This is a genomic window from Leucobacter sp. GX0328, from assembly GCF_053567315.1.
In genome coordinates this window covers 694,243-714,698 of record NZ_JBSGPC010000001.1, presented here as the reverse complement: position 1 = coordinate 714,698, position 20,456 = coordinate 694,243, and the positions used below count along the sequence as shown (strand labels likewise).

The following is a 20,456-nucleotide window of genomic DNA, read 5'->3' as shown; positions in this document are numbered from 1 at the left end:
CCGTGGCCCGGCCTGAACGCGGAGCGATCCCTGGAGAGACTCCCGGGGGCCCGGCGCCCGACAGACATCCTCGCACCCGAGAGAAGGAAGCACCCATGACATCCGAGCCGAAGCTCACCGCCGACGCCGCGGGCCCCCTCACCGAAGAGCGCGCGCGCTGGGCGAGCGATGCCGTGCGCACTGCGGCCGACGCGATCGAGCACGCCATCCAGGGCAAGCGCCGCGTCATCGAGCTCGTCGTAGCGACGATGACGGCCGGCGGCCATGTGCTGCTCGAAGACGTGCCGGGCACGGGCAAGACCGCCCTCGCGCGTGCGCTCGCGAAGTCGATGCACGGCACCTCGTCGCGCATCCAATTCACGCCCGACCTGCTGCCCGGCGACGTGACCGGCATCACGGTGTACGACCAGAAGCAGGGCGTCTTCGACTTCCACGCCGGCCCCATCTTCGCGAACGTCGTGCTCGCCGACGAGATCAACCGCGCGAGCCCCAAGACGCAGTCGGCGCTGCTCGAGGTCATGGAGGAGCACCAGGTCACCGTCGACGGCAACACGCACCCCGTGCACGACCCGTTCCTCGTCATCGCGACCCAGAACCCCGTCGAGCAGGCCGGCACCTACCGGCTGCCCGAGGCGCAGCTCGACCGCTTCATGGTGAAGACGTCGATCGGCTACCCCGACGACGCGGCCATGATGCGCATCCTGCAGCACAGCGGCAGCGCCCCCGAAGTGCCGACCGTCATGAACGTCGGCACACTCACCCAGCTGCAGCAGTTCGCGCGGGGCGTCTACGTCAGCCCGCTCATCGCCGAATACATCACCCGTCTCGTCGAGGCCACCCGCCGCGCCTCCGAAGTGCGCCTCGGCGCGAGCGTGCGCGGTGCCCTCAGCCTGCAGCGCCTCGCCTCGGCCTGGGCGCTCGTCGCCGGCCGGCCCTACATCACCCCCGACGACGTGCGCGAGCTCGCCATCCCGGTGCTCGCGCACCGCCTCGTGCTCGAGGCCGAAGCAGAGTTCGACGGCGTCACCGCCGAGGCCGTCATCGGCCAGATCCTGCTCGACACCCCGATCCCGCAGGAGAACGGCACCGCGTGACCCAGGAGAACACCCGCAGCCGGCTCTTCCGCACCGGCAAGCGCGGCGGCACCCGGGGCAGTCGCGGCACGCAGGGCAGCCGCGGCACTCGCGGAACGCGCGGCACCGGCGGCACCGGCTACGGCGAGACGCGCACGCGCACCCGCGGGCTCGACAGCTCGCAGCTGCGGCGCGTCCGCCTGCGCCGGTGGTGGCGCCGTACGAAGCGCCGCATCGGCCGGGTGCAGCGCTCGGTGACGCGCGCCGTGACCCCGCTCGGCTGGTTCGCGATCGTCGTCACGGCGGTCGGGTTCGTGCTCGGCATCACGGCATCGTGGATCGAGGCCTGGTTCGTCGCGATCGTCGGCGCCCTGCTGCTCCTCATCGCGCTGCCCTTCCTCATCGGCAACCGCGCCTACAGCGTCGGTATCGTGCTCGACAAGCAGAGCGTCGTCGCGGGCGGTGAGGCGCACGTGCGCCTCCACGTCGAGAACCTCGGCGCCCGCCCCGCACTGCCGGCCGTCGCCGAGCTGCCCGTCGGCCCCGCCCTGCGCGAGATCACCATCCCGTTCATCGGTCCCGGCCAGAGCATCGACCTCGACGTCGTCGTGCCGGCGCCGCAGCGCGGTGTGATCCGCGTCGGCCCGCTCACCGTCGCCCGACGAGATCCGCTCGCCCTGCTGCGCCGCGAGGTCACCTGGCCCGAGAGGCACCTGCTGTACGTGCATCCCGCGACCGCGCAGCTGCCGCCGAACTCGGCGGGCCTCGTGCGCGATCTCGAGGGCGTCTCGAGCCGCCGCCTCACCGACTCCGACCTCTCGTTCTACGCCGTGCGCGAGTACGCGCCCGGCGACGCGATGCGGCACATCCACTGGAAGTCGACCGCGAAGACCGGCACGCTCATGGTGCGCCAGTACGAGGAGTCGCAGACCGCGCGCGTGGCCGTGCTGTTCGACGCGCGCCGCGAGGAGTACCGCAGCGACGAGGAGTTCGAGCTCGGTGTCAGCGTCGCAGCCTCGCTCTCGGTGCAGGCGGTGCGCGAGCGGCGCGAGCGCTTCGTCGTCTCGGCCTGGGCGCCGGGCCGCATGCGCCCGAGCATCGACGGCCTCGAAGAGCTGCCCTCGCGCGACCCGCAGCAGCTCTTGAACGCCTGGTCCGAGCTCGAGGCGGCTCCCGAGGGCCTGCCGTTCGAGGCGCTCGCCCGCGGCCTCGCCCACTCGCGCCGCCCGCTCTCGATCGTCGCGATCATCACGGGCGCCGAGGCCGACACGACGCGCATCCGCCGTGCGGCGGTCGCGTTCACGCCCGACGTGCACGTGCTCGCGGTGCGCTGCGAACTGCACGCCGAGCCCCGGGCGCAGCGCATCGACCCGCTCACCATGTTCACGGTCGGCGCGCTCGGCGACCTGCCGCAGATGATGATCAGGACGGCGCTGTGAAGCCGGGCGTGCGCATCATCGGGGGAGTATCGGCGTCGGCCGTCGCGCTCGCCCTCGGCGTGCTCGCCGCCTGGCCGATCTACCGCAGCGGCTGGCTCTGGCTCGTCGCGCTCGTCGCGCTCGTGCTCGGCGCCGGGATCGCCTGGGCGCGCGAGCGCTGGCGGCTCTCGTTCCCCGTGCTCGCGGCCCTCGTGCTCGGCGCCTTCGTCGTGACCGTCGTACCGGTCGCCGTGCCGCAGTCGCTCGCGAGCGGCCCGCTGCGCGGCCTCGTGAACGGTCTCGCCGCGGTCGCGCTCGGCTGGAAGCAGCTGCTCACCCTCACCCTGCCGGTCGGCACCTACCAGACCGTGATGGTGCCCGCCTACCTCGTGATGCTCGCGACCGCGCTGCTCGTCGTCTTCATCGCCGCGCGCCGCGGCCGTTGGCCCGTGCTCGCCGCCGTGCCGCTCGTCGCCCCCGTCGCGTTCGGTACGATCTTCGGCGCCTCGGCCGTCAGCCCGTCGCTGCGCCTCGGCCCCCTCGTCATCGCGGCCCCGCGCGAGATCGCGCTCTGGCTCGCCGCAGTCGCGCTCGCCGCCGCCTGGATCGTGTGGACCGCGGGCGCCGAACGCCGTGCGGCGCTGCGCCTCGGCCGGCTCGCGAGCGAGCGCGGCATCACGGGCGGCAAGGCCGCCCGGGCGGGCATCGGCGCAGGCATTCTGGTCGCCGCGCTCGCGGTGGGTCTCGCGGTCGCCCCGCTCGCCGATGACGGCGCGCGCACGGTGCCCCGCGATCGCATCGACCCCGAACTGGTGGTCAGGGACCGCCCGAGCCCCCTCGCCGCCTATCGCAATGCGAAGCGCGACGCCGCCCTCGACGCGCCGCTGTTCAGCGTCGCCTCGGACGGCGAGCTGCCCGAGCGGCTGCGCCTCGCCGTGCTCGACGCGTACGACGGCGTCGACTTCCACGTCAGCGGCGATGCCGCGGGCCGCTTCACCCGTTTTCCGAGCGGCGACCGCGTCTCGCGGCCCGCGCAGGTCGAGATCGCCGTCGGCGCAGGCTACGACGACATCTGGGCGCCGACCGCCGAGCTCGCCGACCCGCCGAAGTTCACGGGGCCGCGCTCGGCCGATCTCGCAGACGCGTTCTACGTGAACCGGCGCACGGGCGCCGCCATCGCGGTGCCGCGCGAGGGGCAGTCGCGCGTCGGGCTCGGCGAGGGCGACGGCTACATCGCGCGGATGGAGACCGCCGCCCCGAACCGGGTGCTCGGCGGCCCCGTCTCGAACGGCCCGCTCATCGACCTCGACGAGGTGCCGGCGCTCGCCTCGTGGATCGAGCGCCAGGGGGTGCCGGGCGACGCCCAGGGCCTCGAACGGCTCATCGGCATGCTGCGCGACCGCGGCTACCTCAGCCACTCGATGACCGAGAGCGCCGGCGACCGGCTGTGGCTGCAGCGCCTGAACGAACGGTACGGCACGGCGTTCGAGCCGAGCGCGGGCGGCCATTCGATCGCCCGGATCGAGGAGCTCTTCACGCAGCTGAACACCCAGCAGATCGCGGCGGGCGAAGACCCGAAGGAGTCCGATCTCGTCGCGGCCATCGGCGATGACGAGCAGTTCGCGACGGCGGCAGCGCTCGTGGCCCGGGCGCTCGGCTACGACTCCCGCGTCGTGGTCGGGCTGCGGCTCGCGGGCGAGGAGGTGCCCGGCACCCCGTTCTGCGCCGACACCTGCACGGGCGAGAACCTCGCCGCGTGGGTCGAGGTGCGCGGCGCCGACGGCGCATGGGCCGTGCTCGATGCGAGCCCGCAGGTCGAGCACGAGCCGCAGCGCCTCGAACAGGGCGAGCAGCTGCCCGAGTTCCCGACGACGCCCGAGGAGCGCGATGCGCAGGAGGTCGACCCGCCGGTCGGCTCGGGCGACCAGAGCGGCGACAGCGGTGAGAGCGACCGCGTGAACGACGGGCTCGGCTGGTTGACGGTGCTGAAGAACGTCGGCCTGTCGCTCGCGGCGCTCCTGCTCCTGCTGCTGCCGTTCCTGTTCCTCCCGTTCATGAAACGGCGCAGGTCGGCACGGCGCCGGCGCGAGACGGTGCCCGAACTGCGCGCGCTGGGCGCGTGGGAGGAGATGGTCGACCGGGCCCGCGACGCGGGCGTGGAGATCCCTGCAGACGCGAGCCGCGGCGAGATCGCGCGGCGGCTCGATACGAAGCCCGCGAGCTGGGCCGCGGTCGAAGTCGACCGGGCCGTGTTCTCGCACGCCGGGCTCGATGCGGCCGGCGCCGAGACCCTGTGGCAGGCTGTTGATGCCGACAGCGCCGAGCGCGCGGCCGGCCTCACGCGCCGCGCGAAGCTGCGAGCGGCCTATTCGCTGCGATCGTACAGAATTCGATTCGGGCGTCGAGCGCGCCCGACGGAAAGTGAGAACTCATGATCGACACGCCTGCAACGGGCGAGCACCCGCTCGTGTCGGGGCTGCCGACGCCTCCCGTGATCGAGGCGACCGCGCGCACCGACGTCGGGCTGCGCCGGCAGGTCAACGAGGATGCGATGCTCGCCGAGCACCCCGTCTACATCGTCGCCGACGGCATGGGCGGCCACGACGCGGGCGATCTCGCGAGCCGCGCTGCGGTCGCGGCGTTCCAGGGTCTGCCCGGCATCGCCGGGAACCTGGGTGTCGCCGACGTCGACGCCGCGATCGACGCCGCGCGGGCCGCCGTCGCGGCGGTCGCGGTCGGCACCGAGCGCGGTGCGGGGTGCACGCTCACGGGCGCCGTGATGATCGAGCACGAGGGCGCACCGCACTGGTACGTCGTGAACATCGGCGACTCCCGCGTGTACCAGTTCAGCAGCGCGGGCCTCACGCAGATCACCGACGACCATTCGCTGCACGCCGAACTGGCCGCGGCCGGTCGGGCCGAGGCCGCGGAGACGCCGCGCAATGTGATCACGCGGGCGCTCGGCTCGGACGATACGCGCCACGACGGCTGGCTGCTGCCGGTCGTCACCGGATCGCGCATGCTCATGTGCTCGGACGGGCTCACGACCGAGCTCGACGACGAGGAGATCCGGGCCGTGCTCGCGGTCGGCGGCCGGTCGGAGGCTGTGGCCGACGAACTCGTGCGCCGCGCGTTGGAGGCCGGCGGGCGCGACAACGTCACCGCGATCGTGGTCGACACGATCTCATCGGGCAGCGCCGGCACCGGGCCGATCGAGCTCGTCGGCGACGACGAGGCGGACACGTTGGAGACCATCGAGGTGACGAGGCCGGTGCGGTCGTGAACGACGCGGACGGGGCCATCGACGGGCCGGCGGACGCCGGGCCGGCGGACACCGGGCCGGCGGACGCCGAGGCGACGCGGGTCGTCCCGTCGCGTGTGCGCCGCGAGGCGACCGATACCGAGGCGACGCGGGTCGTCCCCGCGCGGGTGCGCCGCGATACGACCGGCGCGGAGGCGGCCGAGACCCATGCCGGGGCGACCGGGACCGACGCCGAAGGGACCGGGACCGACGCCGAGGCGACCCGCATCGTGCCCACGCGGGTGCGCGGGGCCGACCCAGGTTCGGACGGCCCGACGTCCGCACCCGGCCAGTCCGCACTCGGCGAGTCCGCACCCGGCAGCTCGTCGGGCGCGCAGACGCGATCTCGCTCGACGGAGCGGTCTCGGTCGCGGTCGGCGTCAGCATCGCGCCGCGGCATCCTCGAGCGCGCGGTCGGCACCACGGGCCCCGGCCCGGGCCCGGTGCCCGAGCCCGAGATCGCGCTGCCGGCGGGCCTCGGGTCGCCGACGGTGCCCCGCGCGTACGGCGCCCGGCAGATCCCTGTCGGCGGTGCCGAGCATCCGGATGCCGTGCAGCAGCGGCTGGGCGCGGCCCCCGAACCGGGCGGGGCCGGGCCCGGGTCTGCGCGCGAAGGGCTGCCATCGGTGCTGAAGCGTTCGGCCCGCGATCGTGCGGTCACGCTCGTGGCCTACGGCGCCGTCATCGCGATCTCGGCGGCGGGCCTGTGGGCGATCTCGCGGGTCGTCTGGGGCTGACCGTGGGCCCGCCGATGATGCGAACGCGTGCGGGATCGCGCGTTTTCATGGCAGAGTTATATGGCTGGACTGATGAATCGTGCGCGAATCGCGTACATCGAGCAGGGGATGCAGAACGACATGAGCAGTAGTGCGGGCTTTGACCCCATCATGATCCTGGTGCTGTACGGAATCTGGGCGGTCATCGCGATCGCGTTCTACGTCTGGTACCTGTGGTCGCTGTCGCGCCTCTTCCCGCGCATCGATCTGCCGTCGTCGCACGGCTGGATTCCGGTCTGGAACCAGTGGCAGCTCGTCGCCCGCGCCGGCCTGCCCGGCTGGCTGGTGCTCTTCGCGCTCGTGCCCGGCCTCGGCATCGTCGCCTTCGTCGTCCTGATCATCGCGATGAACCGCATCAACAACGAGTACGGCAAGGGCGCGGGCTTCACGGTGCTGGGCGCCCTGCTCGGACCCGTCTGGGCGATGCTGCTCGCGAACCACATCGATCAGACCGGCCACGGCGTCGTGCGCCGCAGCACCGCGAACCCGCAGGCCTACGCGCCTCCCGGGTACGCGCAGAACCAGCAGTACCCGCAGGGGCAGCAGTACGCGCAGCAGCAGCCGTACGTGCAGGCCCCGGCGGGCGGCTACCAGCAGCCCGCCGCCTCGCAGGCCCCTCAGCAGGCGGCTCCTCAGCAGATGCAGTCGAACACCGAAGCGCTCTTCGGAGCCCCCGCGCCCCGGCACGACCTGCCGCCCGTGCCGCCGCAGGCCCCGCCCGCGCAGCCCGCCGCCGATTCGGGCGCGGTGCGCATCACGCCGGCGGCTCCGTGGGAGACCCCGGCGCAGCCTGCTCCGAGTATGTTCCAGGCGCAGCAGCAGGCCGAGCAGGCCGCTCAGCAGCAGGCCCAGCAGGCTCAGCAGGGATCGTCGTGGGGCTTCAGCAACACCACGGAAGACGCGTTCGAGCGCCTCGCCGCCCAGGGCGCCGGGCCGCGTGCGGAGACCCCGCTCGGCTACGTCGAGCCGCCGCGCCCGTTCTCGTGGCCCGAGCAGCAGGCGCCGGTCGAGCAGGCACCGAGTGAGCAGGCACCTGTCGCGCAGGCGCCGGTCGAGCAGGCTTCCGCCGTGCAGGCGCCTGTCGAGTCGGCTCCCGCCGAGCAGGTTCCCGCCGAGCCGGCACCGGCCCCCGAGGCCGCGGTCGCCGACCACGCCGTCCCCGGGCAGTTCGTGCACGAGGAGCCGGAGTCGGAGCACACCGAGACCGTGTCGAGCACCGCCCCGGCAGCCCCCGCAGAAGTCGAGGCTGCCGCCGTGCAGGCGCCGGCCGCGAGCGCGCCCGAAGACGATGACGACGACCGCACGGTCGTGGTGCCGCGCCGCAAGCGCTGGGGCCTCGAATTGCCGAGCGGTGACATCGAAGAGCTCTTCGGCGACGACGTCGTGATCGGTCGCCGCCCCGAGAGCGACGAGGGCGTCACGCTGCTGAAGATCGCCGACCCGACCCGCACGCTGTCGAAGTCGCACGTGCGCATGCGGCGTACCGGCGACGACTGGACGATTGAGGACCTGCAGTCGACGAACGGCGTCTCGGTCGACACCGGCGCGGGCGCCGAGGTGATCGAGGCCGGTCGCGAGGTTCCGGCCACCGATCACATGGTCATCGGCACGCTCGAGGTCACGCTGCGCGAGGTCAAGTAGCTCAGCGGTCGGAAGGATTCGTGGTGTGGAGCCGAATGCACCACCACTGGGGCTCCAGTAGTGCAGACGGCTCCACGCGATTCCCTCCGGCCCCGCTGTGAGCGCGGTCAGTCGCTCGGCCTACGCTGAAGGCATGAACGCCGAACCGGCCCCGCTGCCGCGCCTCACGAGCGAGTTCGCGCACGAGCTGCCCGAGCTGTCGCTCCCGTGGAGCGCGGCCGAGTTCCCCGATCCGAAACTGCTCGTACTGAACGAGCCGCTCGCCCGCGAGCTCGGGCTCGACCCCGTGCTGCTTCGCTGCGAAGCGGGCACGGCGTCGCTGCTCGGCGCGCGCCTCGCCCCGGGCAGCGAGCCGGTCGCCCAGGCCTACGCGGGGCACCAGTTCGGTTCGTACGCGCCGCGCCTCGGCGACGGGCGCGCGCTGCTGCTCGGCGAGATCGTCGACGCCGGGAACCGCCGTCGCGACCTGCATCTCAAGGGATCGGGCCGCACGCCGTTCTCGCGCGGCGCCGACGGCTTCGCCGCGGTCGGTCCGATGCTGCGCGAGTACCTGATGGGCGAGGCGATGCATGCGCTCGGCATCCCGACGACGCGCGCGCTCGCGGTGCTCGGCACGGGCGCCCGCGTCATGCGCGACGAATCGCTCGACCCGCTCCCGGGCGCCGTGCTCGTGCGCACGGCGTCGAGCCACCTGCGCGTCGGCAGCTTCCAGTACGCGCGATCCCTCGAGAAGGGCGACGTGCTGCCGCGCCTCATCGACTTCGCCATCGACCGCCACTGCCCCGAAGCAGCCGGCGCCCCGCAGCCCGCACTGCGCCTGCTGCGGCACGTCGTCGAGGCGCAGGCCCGGCTCGTGGCGCAGTGGATGCTCGTCGGCTTCGTGCACGGCGTCATGAACACCGACAACATGACGATCTCGGGCGAGACCATCGACTACGGCCCCTGCGCCTTTATCGACGCCTACGACCCGGCCGCGGCCTTCAGTTCGATCGACTGGCGGGGCCGCTACGCCTACGGCAAGCAGCCCGCGATCGCGCTCTGGAACCTGACTCGGTTCGCCGAGACGCTGCTCGTGGAACTCGCGGATGACGGCGATACGGCCATCGAACTGGCGGTCGGCGAGCTCGACCGCTTCGACGCGCTCTACGCCGCCGCCTGGGGCCTCGGCATGGCCGCGAAGCTGGGCGTCGCGCACGCGGGCCCCGCGGTGTCGGCCGAGCTGCACGAGATCGCCGCGGGCCTGCTCGCCGAGCTGCAGCAGCATCACATCGATTACACGAACGCCTTCCGGGCGCTCGCCGGTGCCGCGCGGGGCGATGATGGGGCCCTCCTCGCGCTGTACCCGGGCGAAGCCGCGCCGGGCGAGTGGTACGGCCGGTGGCGCGCGCTCCGGCCCGATGGCGATGCGATGGACGCGGTGAATCCGCTCTACATCCCGCGAGGCCGCGTGGTCGACGACGCCCTCGGCGCCGCGACCGAGGGCGGCCTCGGGCCGTTCGAACAGCTGCTCGACGCGATGATGCGGCCGTACGAGGCGCGGCCCGGGTACGAGCGCTTCGCCGAACCCGCGCCCGCGGGCGCCCCGCGCTTCGTCACTTATTGCGGCACATAGTCTCTCGCAGAACAACTGTTTCGGTTGCGTACTTGACATATCACTACTGAAAACGCTGTGATATTGTATTTTTATCGCTGTTTCGGTTGAGTGAGTGTCGGGTTGAAGATGACTCGGCCGTCGTTGCAGCGTGTGAGTTGGAGTGATACCCGTGACCTCCCCAGGCCACACCTCGGGCGCCGATGCGCCCACCACCGCCCCCATCCACCTGCCGACGCGCGCGGTGCACGAGCCTCGCCCGGGCGCCCCATCGACGCGAAGCCGCCGCGGCCGGATTCGCGTCTTCCGCGGTCGCCCCGTGCTGCGGCGCGTCGTCTTCGTCGCCGGCTACGAGGGGCTCAGCGTGCTCTTCACCGTCGTGGTGCTCAGCGGGCTGCTCGGCCACGGTGGTGGCGACTCGACGGTCACCGCGATCCTGCTGTCGACCGTCGCGACCGGATGGAACTACATCTGGAACACCGTGTTCGAAGCGCTCGAGCGCCGTCGCGGCGTGACGGGCCGCAGCGCCCTCGCCCGCGCCGTGCACGCGGTCGGCTACGAGGGCGGCGTGCTCGTTTTCACGATTCCGCTCGTCGCCCTCATGCTGCACGTCGACCTGATCGCGGCGGCCCTCATCGAGACCAGCCTCCTCGTGTTCTTCCTCGTGTTCACCGTCGCCTACACCTGGGTGTTCGACCGCGTCTTCGGGCTGCCCGACTCCGTGAGCTGAGCCCGAGCCACGGGGCGCCGCGTCGCCGCAGCGCTGGCCGCGGTGAGGCTGCGCGCTCAGCGAAACCGCTGGTGCCCGCGAGCGCCGTGCGTAGGGTGGAGATATGGCACGCATCATTCTCTTCGGCGGACACGGCAGGATCGCACTGCTCCTCGAGCCCCTGCTCACGGAGCGCGGCGACGAGGTCACGGCGGTGATCCGCAACCCCGAGCACGCGGAGGAGGTGCGGCGCACCGGCGCCGTCCCGCTCGTCGCGGATGTCGAGCATCTCGACACGTCGGCGATCGCCGAGCTCATCTCGGGGCACGACGCGGTCGTCTGGTCGGCGGGCGCCGGCGGCGGCGACCCCGCGCGCACCCGCGCCGTCGACCATGCGGCCGCCGTGCGGAGTATGGACGCCGCCGAGCAGGCCGGGGTGCGACGCTACATCATGGTGTCGTACTTCGGCTCCTCGCCCGACCACGGCGTCGCCCCCGACCACGCGTTCTTCGCCTACGCCGCGGCGAAGGCCGCAGCCGACGAGTACCTGCGCGCGGGCGCGCTCGACTGGACCGTGCTCGGGCCGAGCACGCTGACCTTCGAAGCACCGACGGGCCGCATCGACACGGCGGCCGCGGAGCCGGGCAGCGTGTCGCGCGCGAACGTCGCCGAGACGATCGCGGCGACCCTCGCCGACGACGGCACGGTGCGCCGCACGATCCGCTTCAACGACGGCGAGACGCCGATCGCCGAGGCGCTGCGCCGGTAGCGGTCGCGCGAGCACCCCTGCGGGGGCCGCCGGCAGCGCGGGCTCCCGGGCAGCGGAACTTCTCAGGCGGTCTGGCCGGAGTGCGGACCCTCGGCGATCTCCTCGACGAGCTTCGCGTTGAACGCGGGCAGATCCTCTGGCGTGCGGCTGGTGACCAGGCCCTGGTCGACCACGACCTCCCGGTCGACCCACGTCGCCCCGGCATTGCGCAGGTCAGTGCTGAGGCTCGGGTACGAGGTCACGGTGCGGCCGTGCAGCACATCGGCGTCCGCGAGGATCCAGCCGCCGTGGCAGATCGCGCCGACCGGTTTGTGCTGATCGAAGAACTCCCGCACGAGCGCGACCGCGGCCTGATCCATGCGCAGCTTGTCGCCGTTCGCGACGCCGCCGGGCAGCACCAGGGCGTCGTAGTCGGCGGCCCGAGCGTCAGCGCTCGAGCACGACACGGGTACCTCGTGCCCGAGCTTGCCTCTGATCGTGCCGGACTGGGGCGAGACGATATCGATGTCCGCGCCGTGCTCGCGCAGCGCGGTCAGCGGCTCGGTCAGTTCCGAATCCTCGAAGCCGTGGGTGGCGAGCAGTGCGACGCGTTTTCCGGTGAGATGGGTCATGGCGCTCCTCCTGAGACGGGTGGCGATGGGGTGTGCGCCTCCCAGCCAAGCCTCCGGATCCCGCGCGCAACAGCCCGTTGCGCTCCGCCGCACGCCGCGTTACTCTCAGCGACCGCGCGGCCCGCGCCGCGCCGGCCTACAGCAGTGCGACGAGCCGGCGCAGCAGCTCCGCGAGGCGCGGCTCGGCCTCGCGCCCCGCCTCGATCACTTCGGCGTGGCTCAGCGGCGTCTCCTGGATTCCGGCCGCGAGGTTCGTGATGAGCGACAGCCCGATGATCTCCATGCCGGCTTCGCGCGCGGCGATCGCCTCGAGCGCCGTCGACATGCCGACGATGTCGCCGCCGATGATGCCTGCGTACCGCACCTCGGCCGGCGTCTCGTAGTGCGGCCCGGGGAACTGCACGTAGACGCCCTCGGCGAGCGCGGGCTCGATCTCGCGCGCGGCGCCGCGCAGTCGGGCCGAGTAGAGATCGGTGAGGTCGACGAAGGTGGCGCCCTCGAGGGGAGATGCCGCCGTCAGATTGATGTGGTCGGCGATGAGCACGGGCTGCCCCGGGCGGTAGGCCGGGTTCACTCCGCCGGCGCCGTTCGTGAGCACCATGGTGCGGGCGCCCGCGGCTGCTGCCGTGCGCACGCCGTGCACGACGGCGCGCACCCCGCGGCCCTCGTAGAAGTGGGTGCGGGCGCCGATGACGAGCGCGTGGCGCCCGTCGGGCAGCGCGATCGAGCGCAGCGTGCCCGAGTGTCCGGGCACCCCCGACGCGTGGAACCCGGGCACTTCGGCGGCGGGCACGACCGAGACGGTCTCGCCGATCGCATCGGCGGCCTTGCCCCAGCCGCTGCCGAGGGTCAGGGCGATGTCGTGCCGTTCGACGCCGCTGCGCTCCGCGAGCACGCGGGCCGCTGCGGCGGCGAGGGACTGCGGATCCTGCTCAGAAGCTGTCATGCGTCCCAGCATACGGCGGGCGATGCCGCGGGCGACAGCACCCGCTGCACCGCCGGCCGGACCGGTTATCCCTCGGGCCGCGTTTCGGGCCGCGTCTCGGGCGAGGCCTCCGGCTGAACCGCCGGCGGCCTCTCGGCCTTGAGGATGCGGTAGCCGCGACGCGGGTCGTAGCCGTGGATCTCGCGGGTATCGAGCACCGCCATGAAGTCGAGCACCTCGGCGGTGACGACCTGCCCCGGCACCAGTACGGGGAAGCCCGGCGGGTACGGCGTGACGAAGCCGCCCGAGACGGGGGCGTCGCCGGCCGCGACCCGCTCGCGCAGCTCGTCGAGCTTCACGTGCTCGACCGAACCGCGCCGCTGCCCGCGGAAGAAGGCGGGGCGGATGTCGCCGTCCGGCAGCCCGGCACCCGACGCGTACTCGGGTGCGAAGCGGCTGAAGTCGGGCATCGGCGGCATCTCCTGCGCGCCGTCGTCCACGAGCTCCGGGTCGAGTTGCGCCTGCTCCTCCTCGAAGCGCTCCGCGAGCTTCACCAGCACCTCGATGAGATAGGCGATCGCGCTGCGCGTCGTCCCGATATTGGTCATGAACAGTACGGTGTTGCGGCTCGTCTTGTTCACCTGGATGCCGTAGCGGTTCATCAGATGCTCGTGCTTGAACGTGTCGCCGTCGACGCCCGTGCGGGTGATCTCGACGGTGACCCGGCTCGGATCGATGACGAACTCATCGGCGGCCCACGCCTTCCACATGGCGCCGAATCCGTCGCGCAGCGGCATCGCGCGCGATTCGCCCCGGTGCTCGGCAGGGATCAGCTCCGACGCCGACAGTACGCGGAACGTGCGGCGCAGCAGCGGGTGCCGGGCGATCGCCTGCGACAGGCTCGTCGCGAGGTCGAGCTGCTGCTGCACGAGGTCGAAGCCCTCGAGCTCGACCTGGCGCCGCCCGAGGTCGAGCGAGGCGAGGATCTGGTAGTTCGGCGACGTCGACGTGTGGGTCATGAACGCCTCGTGGAACGCCTCCTCGGCATCGCGCACCCAGTCCTGGTCGTAGACGTGCACCATCGATCCCTGGCGCAGCGCCGTCAGCGTCTTGTGCGTCGAGTGCGTCGCGTAGACCCTGATGCGGGCCTCGGGGCTCGGGATCAGCCGTTCCGAGAGCCACACCTCGTCGCTCGCGGGCGTCCCGTCCTCGCCGTAGAGGCGCTGCTGCTGCTCGCGGTACGCCGCGGCGTGCGCGGCGGTCTTCAGACGCGCCTCGAGGTGCTTCGCAGACGCCATCGCCGTACGGCGGCGGGTGATCGGGTGGAAGGCGGCGAACGCGAACCAGGCCTCGTCCCACAGGAAGACGAGATCGGGTTTGATCGCGAGGCACTCGGCCATGACCCGTTCGGGGTCGTAGACGATGCCGTCGAAGGTGCAGTTGGTGAGCGTGACGAGGCGCACCTCGTCGAGCCGGCCCGCCGCGCGGTAGTCGAGCAGCATCTGCTTGATGCGGTGCAGCGGCACCGCGCCGTAGAAGGCGTAGTCGTCGAGCGGGTAGGCCTCGAGGTACGCCGGGCGCCCGCCCGTCAGCATCATCGCGTGATGGTGCGACTTGTGGCAGTTGCGGTCGACGAGCACGACGTCGCCCGGCGCGACGAGCGCCTGATGCACGATCTTGTTCGCGGTCGAGGTGCCGTTCGTGACGAAGAACGACTGCTTCGCCCCGAAGGCGCGCGCCGCGAGATCCTGCGCCTTCTTGATGGCGCCGGTGGGGGCGAGCAGCGAGTCGAGGCCGCCCGAGGTGGCGCTCGTCTCGGCGAGCAGCAGGTTGAGGCCGTAGAAGTCGGCGAGATCCTTGATCCACTTGGAGTTCACGACCGAGCCGCCGCGGGCGACCGGCAGCGCGTGGAAGACGCCGACCGGGCGGCGGGCGTGGTCCTGGATCGCCGAGAAGAAGGGGGTGTCGTAGAGGTGCGAAACGCGGCGCAGCAGCGTCAGGTGCAGTTCGAGCTGATCCTCGCGACGGAAGACGCGACGGAAGCGGCGAGTGAGGGCGCCCGCGAGCCCCTCGATGTGGGCGCCGGCGACGAGGTAGAGGTCGAGCTCGGGCCGCAGGGTCGCGAGGGCGTCGGCGAGGCCGAGCACCCGCTGCACGGCGGCGAGGGAGCTGTGCGACGAGGTCGGGTGCGAGTGCGCGGATCGCTGCGCCAGCCCGATCGATTCGCGCAGGTCGCGGCTCAGCGACTGCGACGTGCGATCGCTGAACCCCGGCCGCACGATGCAGGCGAGGATCTTCGGGTTCGTGAGCACCGCCGCGATCGCGTCCTCCGCCGAAGGCACGACGACGAAGTCGTAGACGAAGGCGTCGGCCTGGCCGCGCAGGCGCAGCCCCTCGGCGTGCAGCGCGTCGCGGTCGGCCTCGGTCGTCTCATCGACGACGAGCACCTCGAAGCGCGGCCGCGTGTCGACATCGGCGATCGCCTCGGCGCGCTCGGCCTCGTCGAGCACCTCCTCGCGCGACTCCTCGGCGATCGCTTCGCCCCGGATGCGGTTCACGACGCGGCCGATGCGCTCGAGCGCGATCTGGTAGTCGCCGTCTTCCAGCAGCTCGCGGATGCCGCGCACGTAGCGCTGACCGAAGCCGGCCCAGTACATCTCGATCGTCTCGAGCGCGCGCAGCGAGCGGTACGCCTCGCCGTCGTGCGCGAGCACGCTGTCGGAGTCGCCGCCGAGCGCGATGCGCTTCACCGCGAAGCGCAGGTACTCCCACGCGTCGCTGCGCAGGCGCCAGGTGCTCGTCGGCATGCCGGGGTCGCGCTCGAGCGCGCCGCCGACCGCGGCGGCCTTCGGCGCGGGCTGCGGCGCGAGCGGCGGCACATGGCCGGTGAAGAGGGAGTGCTCGGAATCGATACTCGTCATTGAACGCTGTCCTTCGTCGTCGCCGGTCTGTCCGGGCGCGGGGCCTGTGGCTCCGATCATATGACCTGGGAAATACCTCCTATTGCATCTGTTACGCCGTGCGGAACCCCGGCGGGTGGCGACCCCCACGTCTGATGATTTGCCGAAAGGTCAGCCGATGTTGGTAAGGATGCCCTAATATGGTGACGTGATGCCTTTCGAGTTCGAACACGCCGCCCCCATGGGCGACCTCGTGCTCGCCGTGGGCTCCGTGCGCGACCTCCCCGAGATCCGCGCCTGGCTCGCAGGCCTCCCCGCCGACGCGTACGGCCAGGTGCTCATCGAGAGCTGCAGCGGCCTCGCCGACGCCCTCGAACCGCTCGCGGCCCCCGCCGGCGTCGCCGTGAACAGCGTTCCGTTCGGTCTCGAACCGGGGGAGGGGCTCGCACGCGCGGTCACCGCCTGGCTCGACGAGTGGGTGTGGGCCGAAGCCGACATCGACCGCTCCGTGCAGATGCTCGCCTGCGACGACCCGTCGCCCGCGATGCGCGAGTGCTGGAGCCGCGTCGACCGCAAGATCGCGCGCAGGCGCTTCGCGATCGGAGCGACCGCGACGCCGGTCGACGCCACCGCCTGAACCGCGCGGCCGCGCAGGTCTGTGACGGCCGGCTCCCGAGTCGCGCAATCGGTCGAACGGCCCTGCCATCGTCACTAGACTGTGAGGCATGGCGAAAGCGTATGAGCGTAAGCATCGGATCGTCGTTCTCGGCGGTGGCCCGGGCGGGTACGAAGCGGCGCTCGCCGCGACCCAGCTCGGAGTGGACGTGACCCTCGTCGAACGCACCGGCGTCGGCGGTTCGGCGGTGCTCACCGACGTCGTGCCGTCGAAGAGCCTCATCGCGACGGCGGGCGGCGCGCAGGCCGTGCGCGACTCGGGCAAGCTCGGCGTGCAGGCGTTCGTGCCCGGCGGCGACGGCAAGCCGGTGCGCCCCCAGGTCGCCGTCAACCTTGCCGCGGTGAACAAGCGGCTGCTCGCCATGGCGGGCGCGCAGTCCGACGATATGCACCGCACGCTCGAGGGCGCCGGAGTGCGCCTGGTGCAGGGCGACGGTCGTCTCGACGGCCCGAACGCCGTGCTCGTATCGACCGCTCCCGGCATCGAGGGCACCGACTTCGACCGTATCGAGGCCGATACGATTGTCGTCGCCGTGGGTGCGAGCCCGCGCGAGCTCGACTCGGCGAAGCCCGACGGCGAACGCATCCTCACCTGGAAGCAGCTCTACGAACTGCCCGCGATCCCCGAGCACCTCATCGTCGTCGGCTCGGGCGTGACCGGCGCCGAGTTCGCGAACGCCTACCGCACCCTCGGCGCCGAGGTCACTCTCGTGTCGAGCCGCGAGCAGGTGCTCCCGGGAGAAGACCCGGATGCGGCGGCCGTCATCGAACGCGAGTTCACTCGCCTCGGCATGAACGTGATGTCGAAGTCGCGCGCCGACTCGGTCGTGCGCCAGGGCGACGGCGTGCTCGTCACGCTCGCCGACGGGCGCACCGTCGAGGGTTCGCACTGCCTCATGGCCGTCGGCTCCGTGCCGAACACCGACGGCCTCGGCCTCGAAGAGGCCGGCGTCGAGCTCACCGACAGCGGCCATATCCGCGTCAACAAGGTCGCGGCGACCTCGGTGCCCAACATCTACGCCGCGGGCGACTGCACCGACTTCTTCCCGCTCGCGTCGGTCGCGTCGATGCAGGGGCGTACCGCCATCATGCACGCGCTCGGCGACGTCGTGCGCCCCATCGACCTGCGCAACGTGGCGGCGAACGTCTTCACCTACCCCGAGATCGCGACCGTCGGCTGGAACGAGCGCACCCTCGCCGAGGCCTCCGACCTCGCCCAGCACGTCACCCACACGATCCCGCTGAGCATCAACCCGCGCGCCAAGATGATCGGTCTCACCGAGGGCTTCGTGAAGCTCTTCGCCTGGAAGGCTTCGGGCACCGTCATCGGCGGCGTCATCGTCTCGCACCGCGCCAGCGAGCTCATCTTCTCGCTCGCGCTCGCCGTCGAGCACCGTCTCACGGTCGACCAGGTCGCCTCGGCGTTCGCGGTCTACCCGTCGATGACCGGGTCGATCACCGATGCCGCGCGGGCGATGCATCGGGTATAGCGGGCGCATAGGAATGTTCCACGTGCAACTTCTCGCGGGGCGCCTGCTGCCGGCCCGCGCGCTCGCGGCGTTCGGCGCGATCGTCGCCCTGTGCGCGATGCTCGCGCTCGCCGGCTGCGCCGCGGGCAAGCCCGAGGTCGTGCCCTCCGACGACGAGGTGAAGGCCGCCGTCACGGTGCGCGTGATCGACAACGAGTTCGTGCCCGCCGAGGTGACCATCGCGCCCGGTCAGGCCGTGCGCTGGGTCTTCGAGGGCACCATGGAGCACGACGTCGTCGCCGAGGACGGCAGCTTCGTGAGCGGGCTGACGACGGAGGGCAGCTACACGCACGTCTTCGGCGAGGTCGGCGAGAACCCGTACGATTGCTCGATCCACCCCGAGATGACGGGAACGGTCACGGTCGCCGAATAGCAGGCCGGGCCTTCCGGGTTACCGGGCCTTCCGGGCTTGCACCCGCTCCCGACGCCCAGCACTCGGGCCGCGATTGCCCGAATAAGTGCGCAATCCTCGCGGAATTCTGCACTTTTCCGGGCAATCGCGGCCCGAGCCGCCGAGACGCCGAGCTGCCGGGCCTATTCGCGAGTGAAGACCGCCAGCGACTCGAAGTGGTGCGTGTGCGGGAAGAGGTCGAATGCGCGCAGCGTCTGCAGCTCGTAGCCCGACTCGCGCAGCGACTTCGTGTCGCGGGCGAGCGCGACGGGGTCGCAGGCGACGTATACGACGTTCGTCGGCGAGAGCTCGGCGAGCTGCGCCATCACGTCGCCGCCGGCGCCCGAGCGGGGCGGGTCGAGCACGATGGTGCCGCGGCGCAGGCGATCCCTGACCGGGGCCGCGGCCTGCAGCAGATCGGCGAGATGCCGGTCGACCTTCGCGGTCAGCGCGAGCGCCCCCACGAGCTCCGAGAGGTTCTCGGCGGCGTCATCGGTCGCGCCCTCGTCGGACTCGACGGTCGTCACCTTCAGGCCCGGGCCCGCGGCCTCCGCCATCGCCGCCGCGAGCAGGCCCGCGCCGCCATAGAGGTCGAGATTGCCGGCCGCAGGGTCGAAGAGCCCGTCGTCGATCAGCTCGCCGATCGCGTCGCGCACCGCGTCGAACAGCACGGTCGGCGCACCGCGGTGCACCTGCCAGAAGCCGCCGGCGCGCGCGATGAAGCCGCGATCCTCGACGAGCTCCTGCACCGTGTCGCGGGCGCCGGCGCGATCCTTCGCGCCGATCATGCCGAGCAGCATGCGGGGGTCGTCGCCCGCCGGGTCGACGAGGTCGACGGTCGCGACGTCGAGCATGGGCTCGCCGAGCGGGGCGATACGGTTGATGTTCTCGGTGGCGAGCGGCAGGGATTCGACCGGGATGACCCGCCGGCTGCGCGCCCCGTACGGGCCGACGAGGCCGGTGGCCGGGTCGACGTGCAGGCGCACGCGGGTACGGTAGCCGAGGCCGTTCGCCTCGTCGTCGCCGCGCACGGGCTCGACCATTTCGGCGAGGGCGTCGGCGAGCTCTTCGCCCTCCTCCGCCGCGAACTCGATGCCGCCGAAGCGCTGCATCGAGTCGGTGAGCACGCCGGCCTTGAGCGCGCGCTGACGGGCGAGGGCGATGTGCCCGAACTCGGCGCCGCCCGGGCGCTCTTCGGGGTCGCGCTCGACCGAGGCCTCGGCCCAGACGTGGTCGCGGCGATCGGCAGAGGCGTCGAGCACCTCGGTGACCGTCGCGCGGGCGAACGACTTCTTCTTCGCATCGGTCACCCGGGCGCGCACGCGCTCGCCCGGAATGGCATCGGCGACGAAGACGACTCGGCCGTCGTGGCGGGCGACGCTCACTCCGCCGTGGGCCATGCCGGTGACGTCGAGTTCGATCTCCGAGCCGATCTCGAGAGGGGCGGTGCTGCGCTGTGCTGACATGGGTTCTATTCTCGCATCGCTAGGGTGTGATCATGACGAATCCGAGAGGGCGGGGCCGGCCGAAGGGCCGCTCCGACGCGCGGAGGCGCATTCTGGCTTCGGCCGCCGAGGAGTTCGGCGAGCACGGCTACGAGGGGGCGACGATCCGTTCGATCGCGGCCCGCGCCGGCGTCGATTCGGCGCTCGTGCACCACTACTTCGGCACGAAGGCCGACCTGTTCGCCGAGGCGGCCGAGGTGCCGCTGCGCCCCGACATCGCGGTGCCGCAGATTCTCGCGGGCCCGCGCGACGGGGCGGGGGAGCGCATCGTGCGCTACGTGCTCGAATCGTTCGAGGACGACGCGGTGAGAAAGCGCGGCGTCATGCTGCTGCGCACCGCCGTCGGCGGCAAGCTGGGCGCTCCGCTCATCACCGGGTTCCTGGCGCGCGAGCTGCTGCCGCGGGTCGCGCGGCATCTCGAAGGTCCCGACGCGCAGCTGCGGGCCGAGCTCGTCGCCTCGCAGATCGCGGGGCTGCTCATGACGCGCTACGTACTGCGGCTGCAGCCGATCGCCGATGCCCCGATCGATGAGCTCGTGGCTCGGGTCGGCCCGACGGTGCAGCGGTACCTCTTCGACTGAGCGATCACTGCACGGGCCGGCGCCGCAGTCTTGACACCCGGGGCATCGCGATTTAAATTCA

General features: G+C 72.1%; 17 protein-coding genes. 13 read left to right on the top strand and 4 right to left on the bottom strand.

Features of this window, described 5'->3' with window-relative positions; all coding sequences use genetic code 11:
• Positions 1-95 precede the first annotated feature (95 nt).
• From ACUYTF_RS03170 to ACUYTF_RS03130, 9 genes are all read left to right on the top strand, one after another.
• Positions 96-1,094, top strand: coding sequence for an AAA family ATPase (locus ACUYTF_RS03170; RefSeq protein WP_434143155.1), 999 nt, complete (start codon positions 96-98; stop codon positions 1,092-1,094).
• On the top strand, positions 1,091-2,512 hold the full coding sequence (locus ACUYTF_RS03165) for a DUF58 domain-containing protein (protein ID WP_449279340.1): 1,422 nt from the start codon (positions 1,091-1,093) through the stop codon (positions 2,510-2,512). The genes ACUYTF_RS03170 and ACUYTF_RS03165 overlap by 4 nt, the downstream gene beginning before the upstream one ends.
• Positions 2,509-4,926, top strand: coding sequence for a transglutaminase domain-containing protein (locus tag ACUYTF_RS03160; RefSeq protein WP_449279339.1), 2,418 nt, complete (start codon positions 2,509-2,511; stop codon positions 4,924-4,926). Before ACUYTF_RS03165 ends, ACUYTF_RS03160 begins: the two co-directional genes overlap by 4 nt.
• On the top strand, positions 4,923-5,774 hold the full coding sequence (locus ACUYTF_RS03155; protein WP_434143158.1) for a protein phosphatase 2C domain-containing protein: 852 nt from the start codon (positions 4,923-4,925) through the stop codon (positions 5,772-5,774). The genes ACUYTF_RS03160 and ACUYTF_RS03155 overlap by 4 nt, the downstream gene beginning before the upstream one ends.
• Entirely contained in the window at positions 5,771-6,529 is a 759-nt protein-coding gene (locus ACUYTF_RS03150; RefSeq protein ID WP_449279338.1) for a hypothetical protein, read from the top strand. Before ACUYTF_RS03155 ends, ACUYTF_RS03150 begins: the two co-directional genes overlap by 4 nt.
• A 72-nt stretch (positions 6,530-6,601) precedes the next feature.
• The gene (locus ACUYTF_RS03145; RefSeq protein ID WP_449279337.1) at positions 6,602-8,209 is read left to right on the top strand and encodes a DUF5684 domain-containing protein; all 1,608 of its coding nucleotides are present in this window, start codon (positions 6,602-6,604) and stop codon (positions 8,207-8,209) included.
• 133 nt (positions 8,210-8,342) lie between these two features.
• The gene (locus ACUYTF_RS03140) at positions 8,343-9,821 is read left to right on the top strand and encodes a protein adenylyltransferase SelO (protein WP_449279336.1); all 1,479 of its coding nucleotides are present in this window, start codon (positions 8,343-8,345) and stop codon (positions 9,819-9,821) included.
• A 151-nt stretch (positions 9,822-9,972) separates the two neighbouring features.
• Entirely contained in the window at positions 9,973-10,530 is a 558-nt protein-coding gene (locus ACUYTF_RS03135; protein ID WP_449279335.1) for a PACE efflux transporter, read from the top strand.
• 103 nt (positions 10,531-10,633) lie between these two features.
• Complete coding sequence (locus ACUYTF_RS03130; protein ID WP_449279334.1) at positions 10,634-11,278, top strand: SDR family oxidoreductase; 645 nt, start codon at positions 10,634-10,636, stop codon at positions 11,276-11,278.
• 62 nt (positions 11,279-11,340) lie between these two features.
• On the opposite strand, the gene ACUYTF_RS03125 is transcribed toward ACUYTF_RS03130, so the two are convergent.
• The 3 genes from ACUYTF_RS03125 to ACUYTF_RS03115 form a co-directional block, all read right to left on the bottom strand.
• Positions 11,341-11,889: a type 1 glutamine amidotransferase domain-containing protein gene (locus ACUYTF_RS03125; RefSeq protein ID WP_449279333.1), complete on the bottom strand. Its 549-nt coding sequence runs from the start codon at positions 11,887-11,889 to the stop codon at positions 11,341-11,343.
• 136 nt (positions 11,890-12,025) lie between these two features.
• Positions 12,026-12,835, bottom strand: coding sequence for a purine-nucleoside phosphorylase (locus ACUYTF_RS03120; RefSeq protein WP_449279332.1), 810 nt, complete (start codon positions 12,833-12,835; stop codon positions 12,026-12,028).
• Between the two features lie 65 nt (positions 12,836-12,900).
• Positions 12,901-15,735, bottom strand: a complete 2,835-nt coding sequence (locus ACUYTF_RS03115; protein WP_449279331.1) for an aminotransferase class I/II-fold pyridoxal phosphate-dependent enzyme — start codon at positions 15,733-15,735, stop codon at positions 12,901-12,903.
• A 187-nt stretch (positions 15,736-15,922) separates the two neighbouring features.
• Between ACUYTF_RS03115 and ACUYTF_RS03110 the strand changes: the two genes are divergently transcribed.
• The 3 genes from ACUYTF_RS03110 (at position 15,923) to ACUYTF_RS03100 (ending at position 18,291) form a co-directional block, all read left to right on the top strand.
• Complete coding sequence (locus ACUYTF_RS03110; protein WP_449279330.1) at positions 15,923-16,351, top strand: hypothetical protein; 429 nt, start codon at positions 15,923-15,925, stop codon at positions 16,349-16,351.
• Between the two features lie 88 nt (positions 16,352-16,439).
• Positions 16,440-17,879, top strand: coding sequence for an NAD(P)H-quinone dehydrogenase (locus ACUYTF_RS03105; RefSeq protein WP_434143168.1), 1,440 nt, complete (start codon positions 16,440-16,442; stop codon positions 17,877-17,879).
• 22 nt (positions 17,880-17,901) lie between these two features.
• Entirely contained in the window at positions 17,902-18,291 is a 390-nt protein-coding gene (locus tag ACUYTF_RS03100) for a cupredoxin domain-containing protein (protein ID WP_449279329.1), read from the top strand.
• A gap of 161 nt (positions 18,292-18,452) precedes the next feature.
• Here ACUYTF_RS03100 and ACUYTF_RS03095 read toward each other — a convergent pair whose 3' ends face one another.
• Positions 18,453-19,775, bottom strand: a complete 1,323-nt coding sequence (locus tag ACUYTF_RS03095) for a class I SAM-dependent RNA methyltransferase (protein WP_449279328.1) — start codon at positions 19,773-19,775, stop codon at positions 18,453-18,455.
• A gap of 32 nt (positions 19,776-19,807) precedes the next feature.
• Between ACUYTF_RS03095 and ACUYTF_RS03090 the strand changes: the two genes are divergently transcribed.
• Positions 19,808-20,395, top strand: coding sequence for a TetR/AcrR family transcriptional regulator (locus ACUYTF_RS03090; protein ID WP_449279327.1), 588 nt, complete (start codon positions 19,808-19,810; stop codon positions 20,393-20,395).
• The last annotated feature ends 61 nt before the right edge of the window (positions 20,396-20,456 follow it).

Coding starts and splice junctions, on each gene's coding strand:
- ACUYTF_RS03105 (WP_434143168.1), top strand. CDS start 16,440: ATGGCGAAAGCGTATGAGCGTAAGCATCGGATCGTCGTTCTCGGCGGT.
- ACUYTF_RS03120 (WP_449279332.1), bottom strand. CDS start 12,835: ATGACAGCTTCTGAGCAGGATCCGCAGTCCCTCGCCGCCGCAGCGGCC.
- ACUYTF_RS03090 (WP_449279327.1), top strand. CDS start 19,808: ATGACGAATCCGAGAGGGCGGGGCCGGCCGAAGGGCCGCTCCGACGCG.
- ACUYTF_RS03155 (WP_434143158.1), top strand. CDS start 4,923: ATGATCGACACGCCTGCAACGGGCGAGCACCCGCTCGTGTCGGGGCTG.
- ACUYTF_RS03115 (WP_449279331.1), bottom strand. CDS start 15,735: ATGACGAGTATCGATTCCGAGCACTCCCTCTTCACCGGCCATGTGCCG.
- ACUYTF_RS03170 (WP_434143155.1), top strand. CDS start 96: ATGACATCCGAGCCGAAGCTCACCGCCGACGCCGCGGGCCCCCTCACC.
- ACUYTF_RS03145 (WP_449279337.1), top strand. CDS start 6,602: ATGAATCGTGCGCGAATCGCGTACATCGAGCAGGGGATGCAGAACGAC.
- ACUYTF_RS03140 (WP_449279336.1), top strand. CDS start 8,343: ATGAACGCCGAACCGGCCCCGCTGCCGCGCCTCACGAGCGAGTTCGCG.
- ACUYTF_RS03130 (WP_449279334.1), top strand. CDS start 10,634: ATGGCACGCATCATTCTCTTCGGCGGACACGGCAGGATCGCACTGCTC.
- ACUYTF_RS03095 (WP_449279328.1), bottom strand. CDS start 19,775: ATGTCAGCACAGCGCAGCACCGCCCCTCTCGAGATCGGCTCGGAGATC.
- ACUYTF_RS03125 (WP_449279333.1), bottom strand. CDS start 11,889: ATGACCCATCTCACCGGAAAACGCGTCGCACTGCTCGCCACCCACGGC.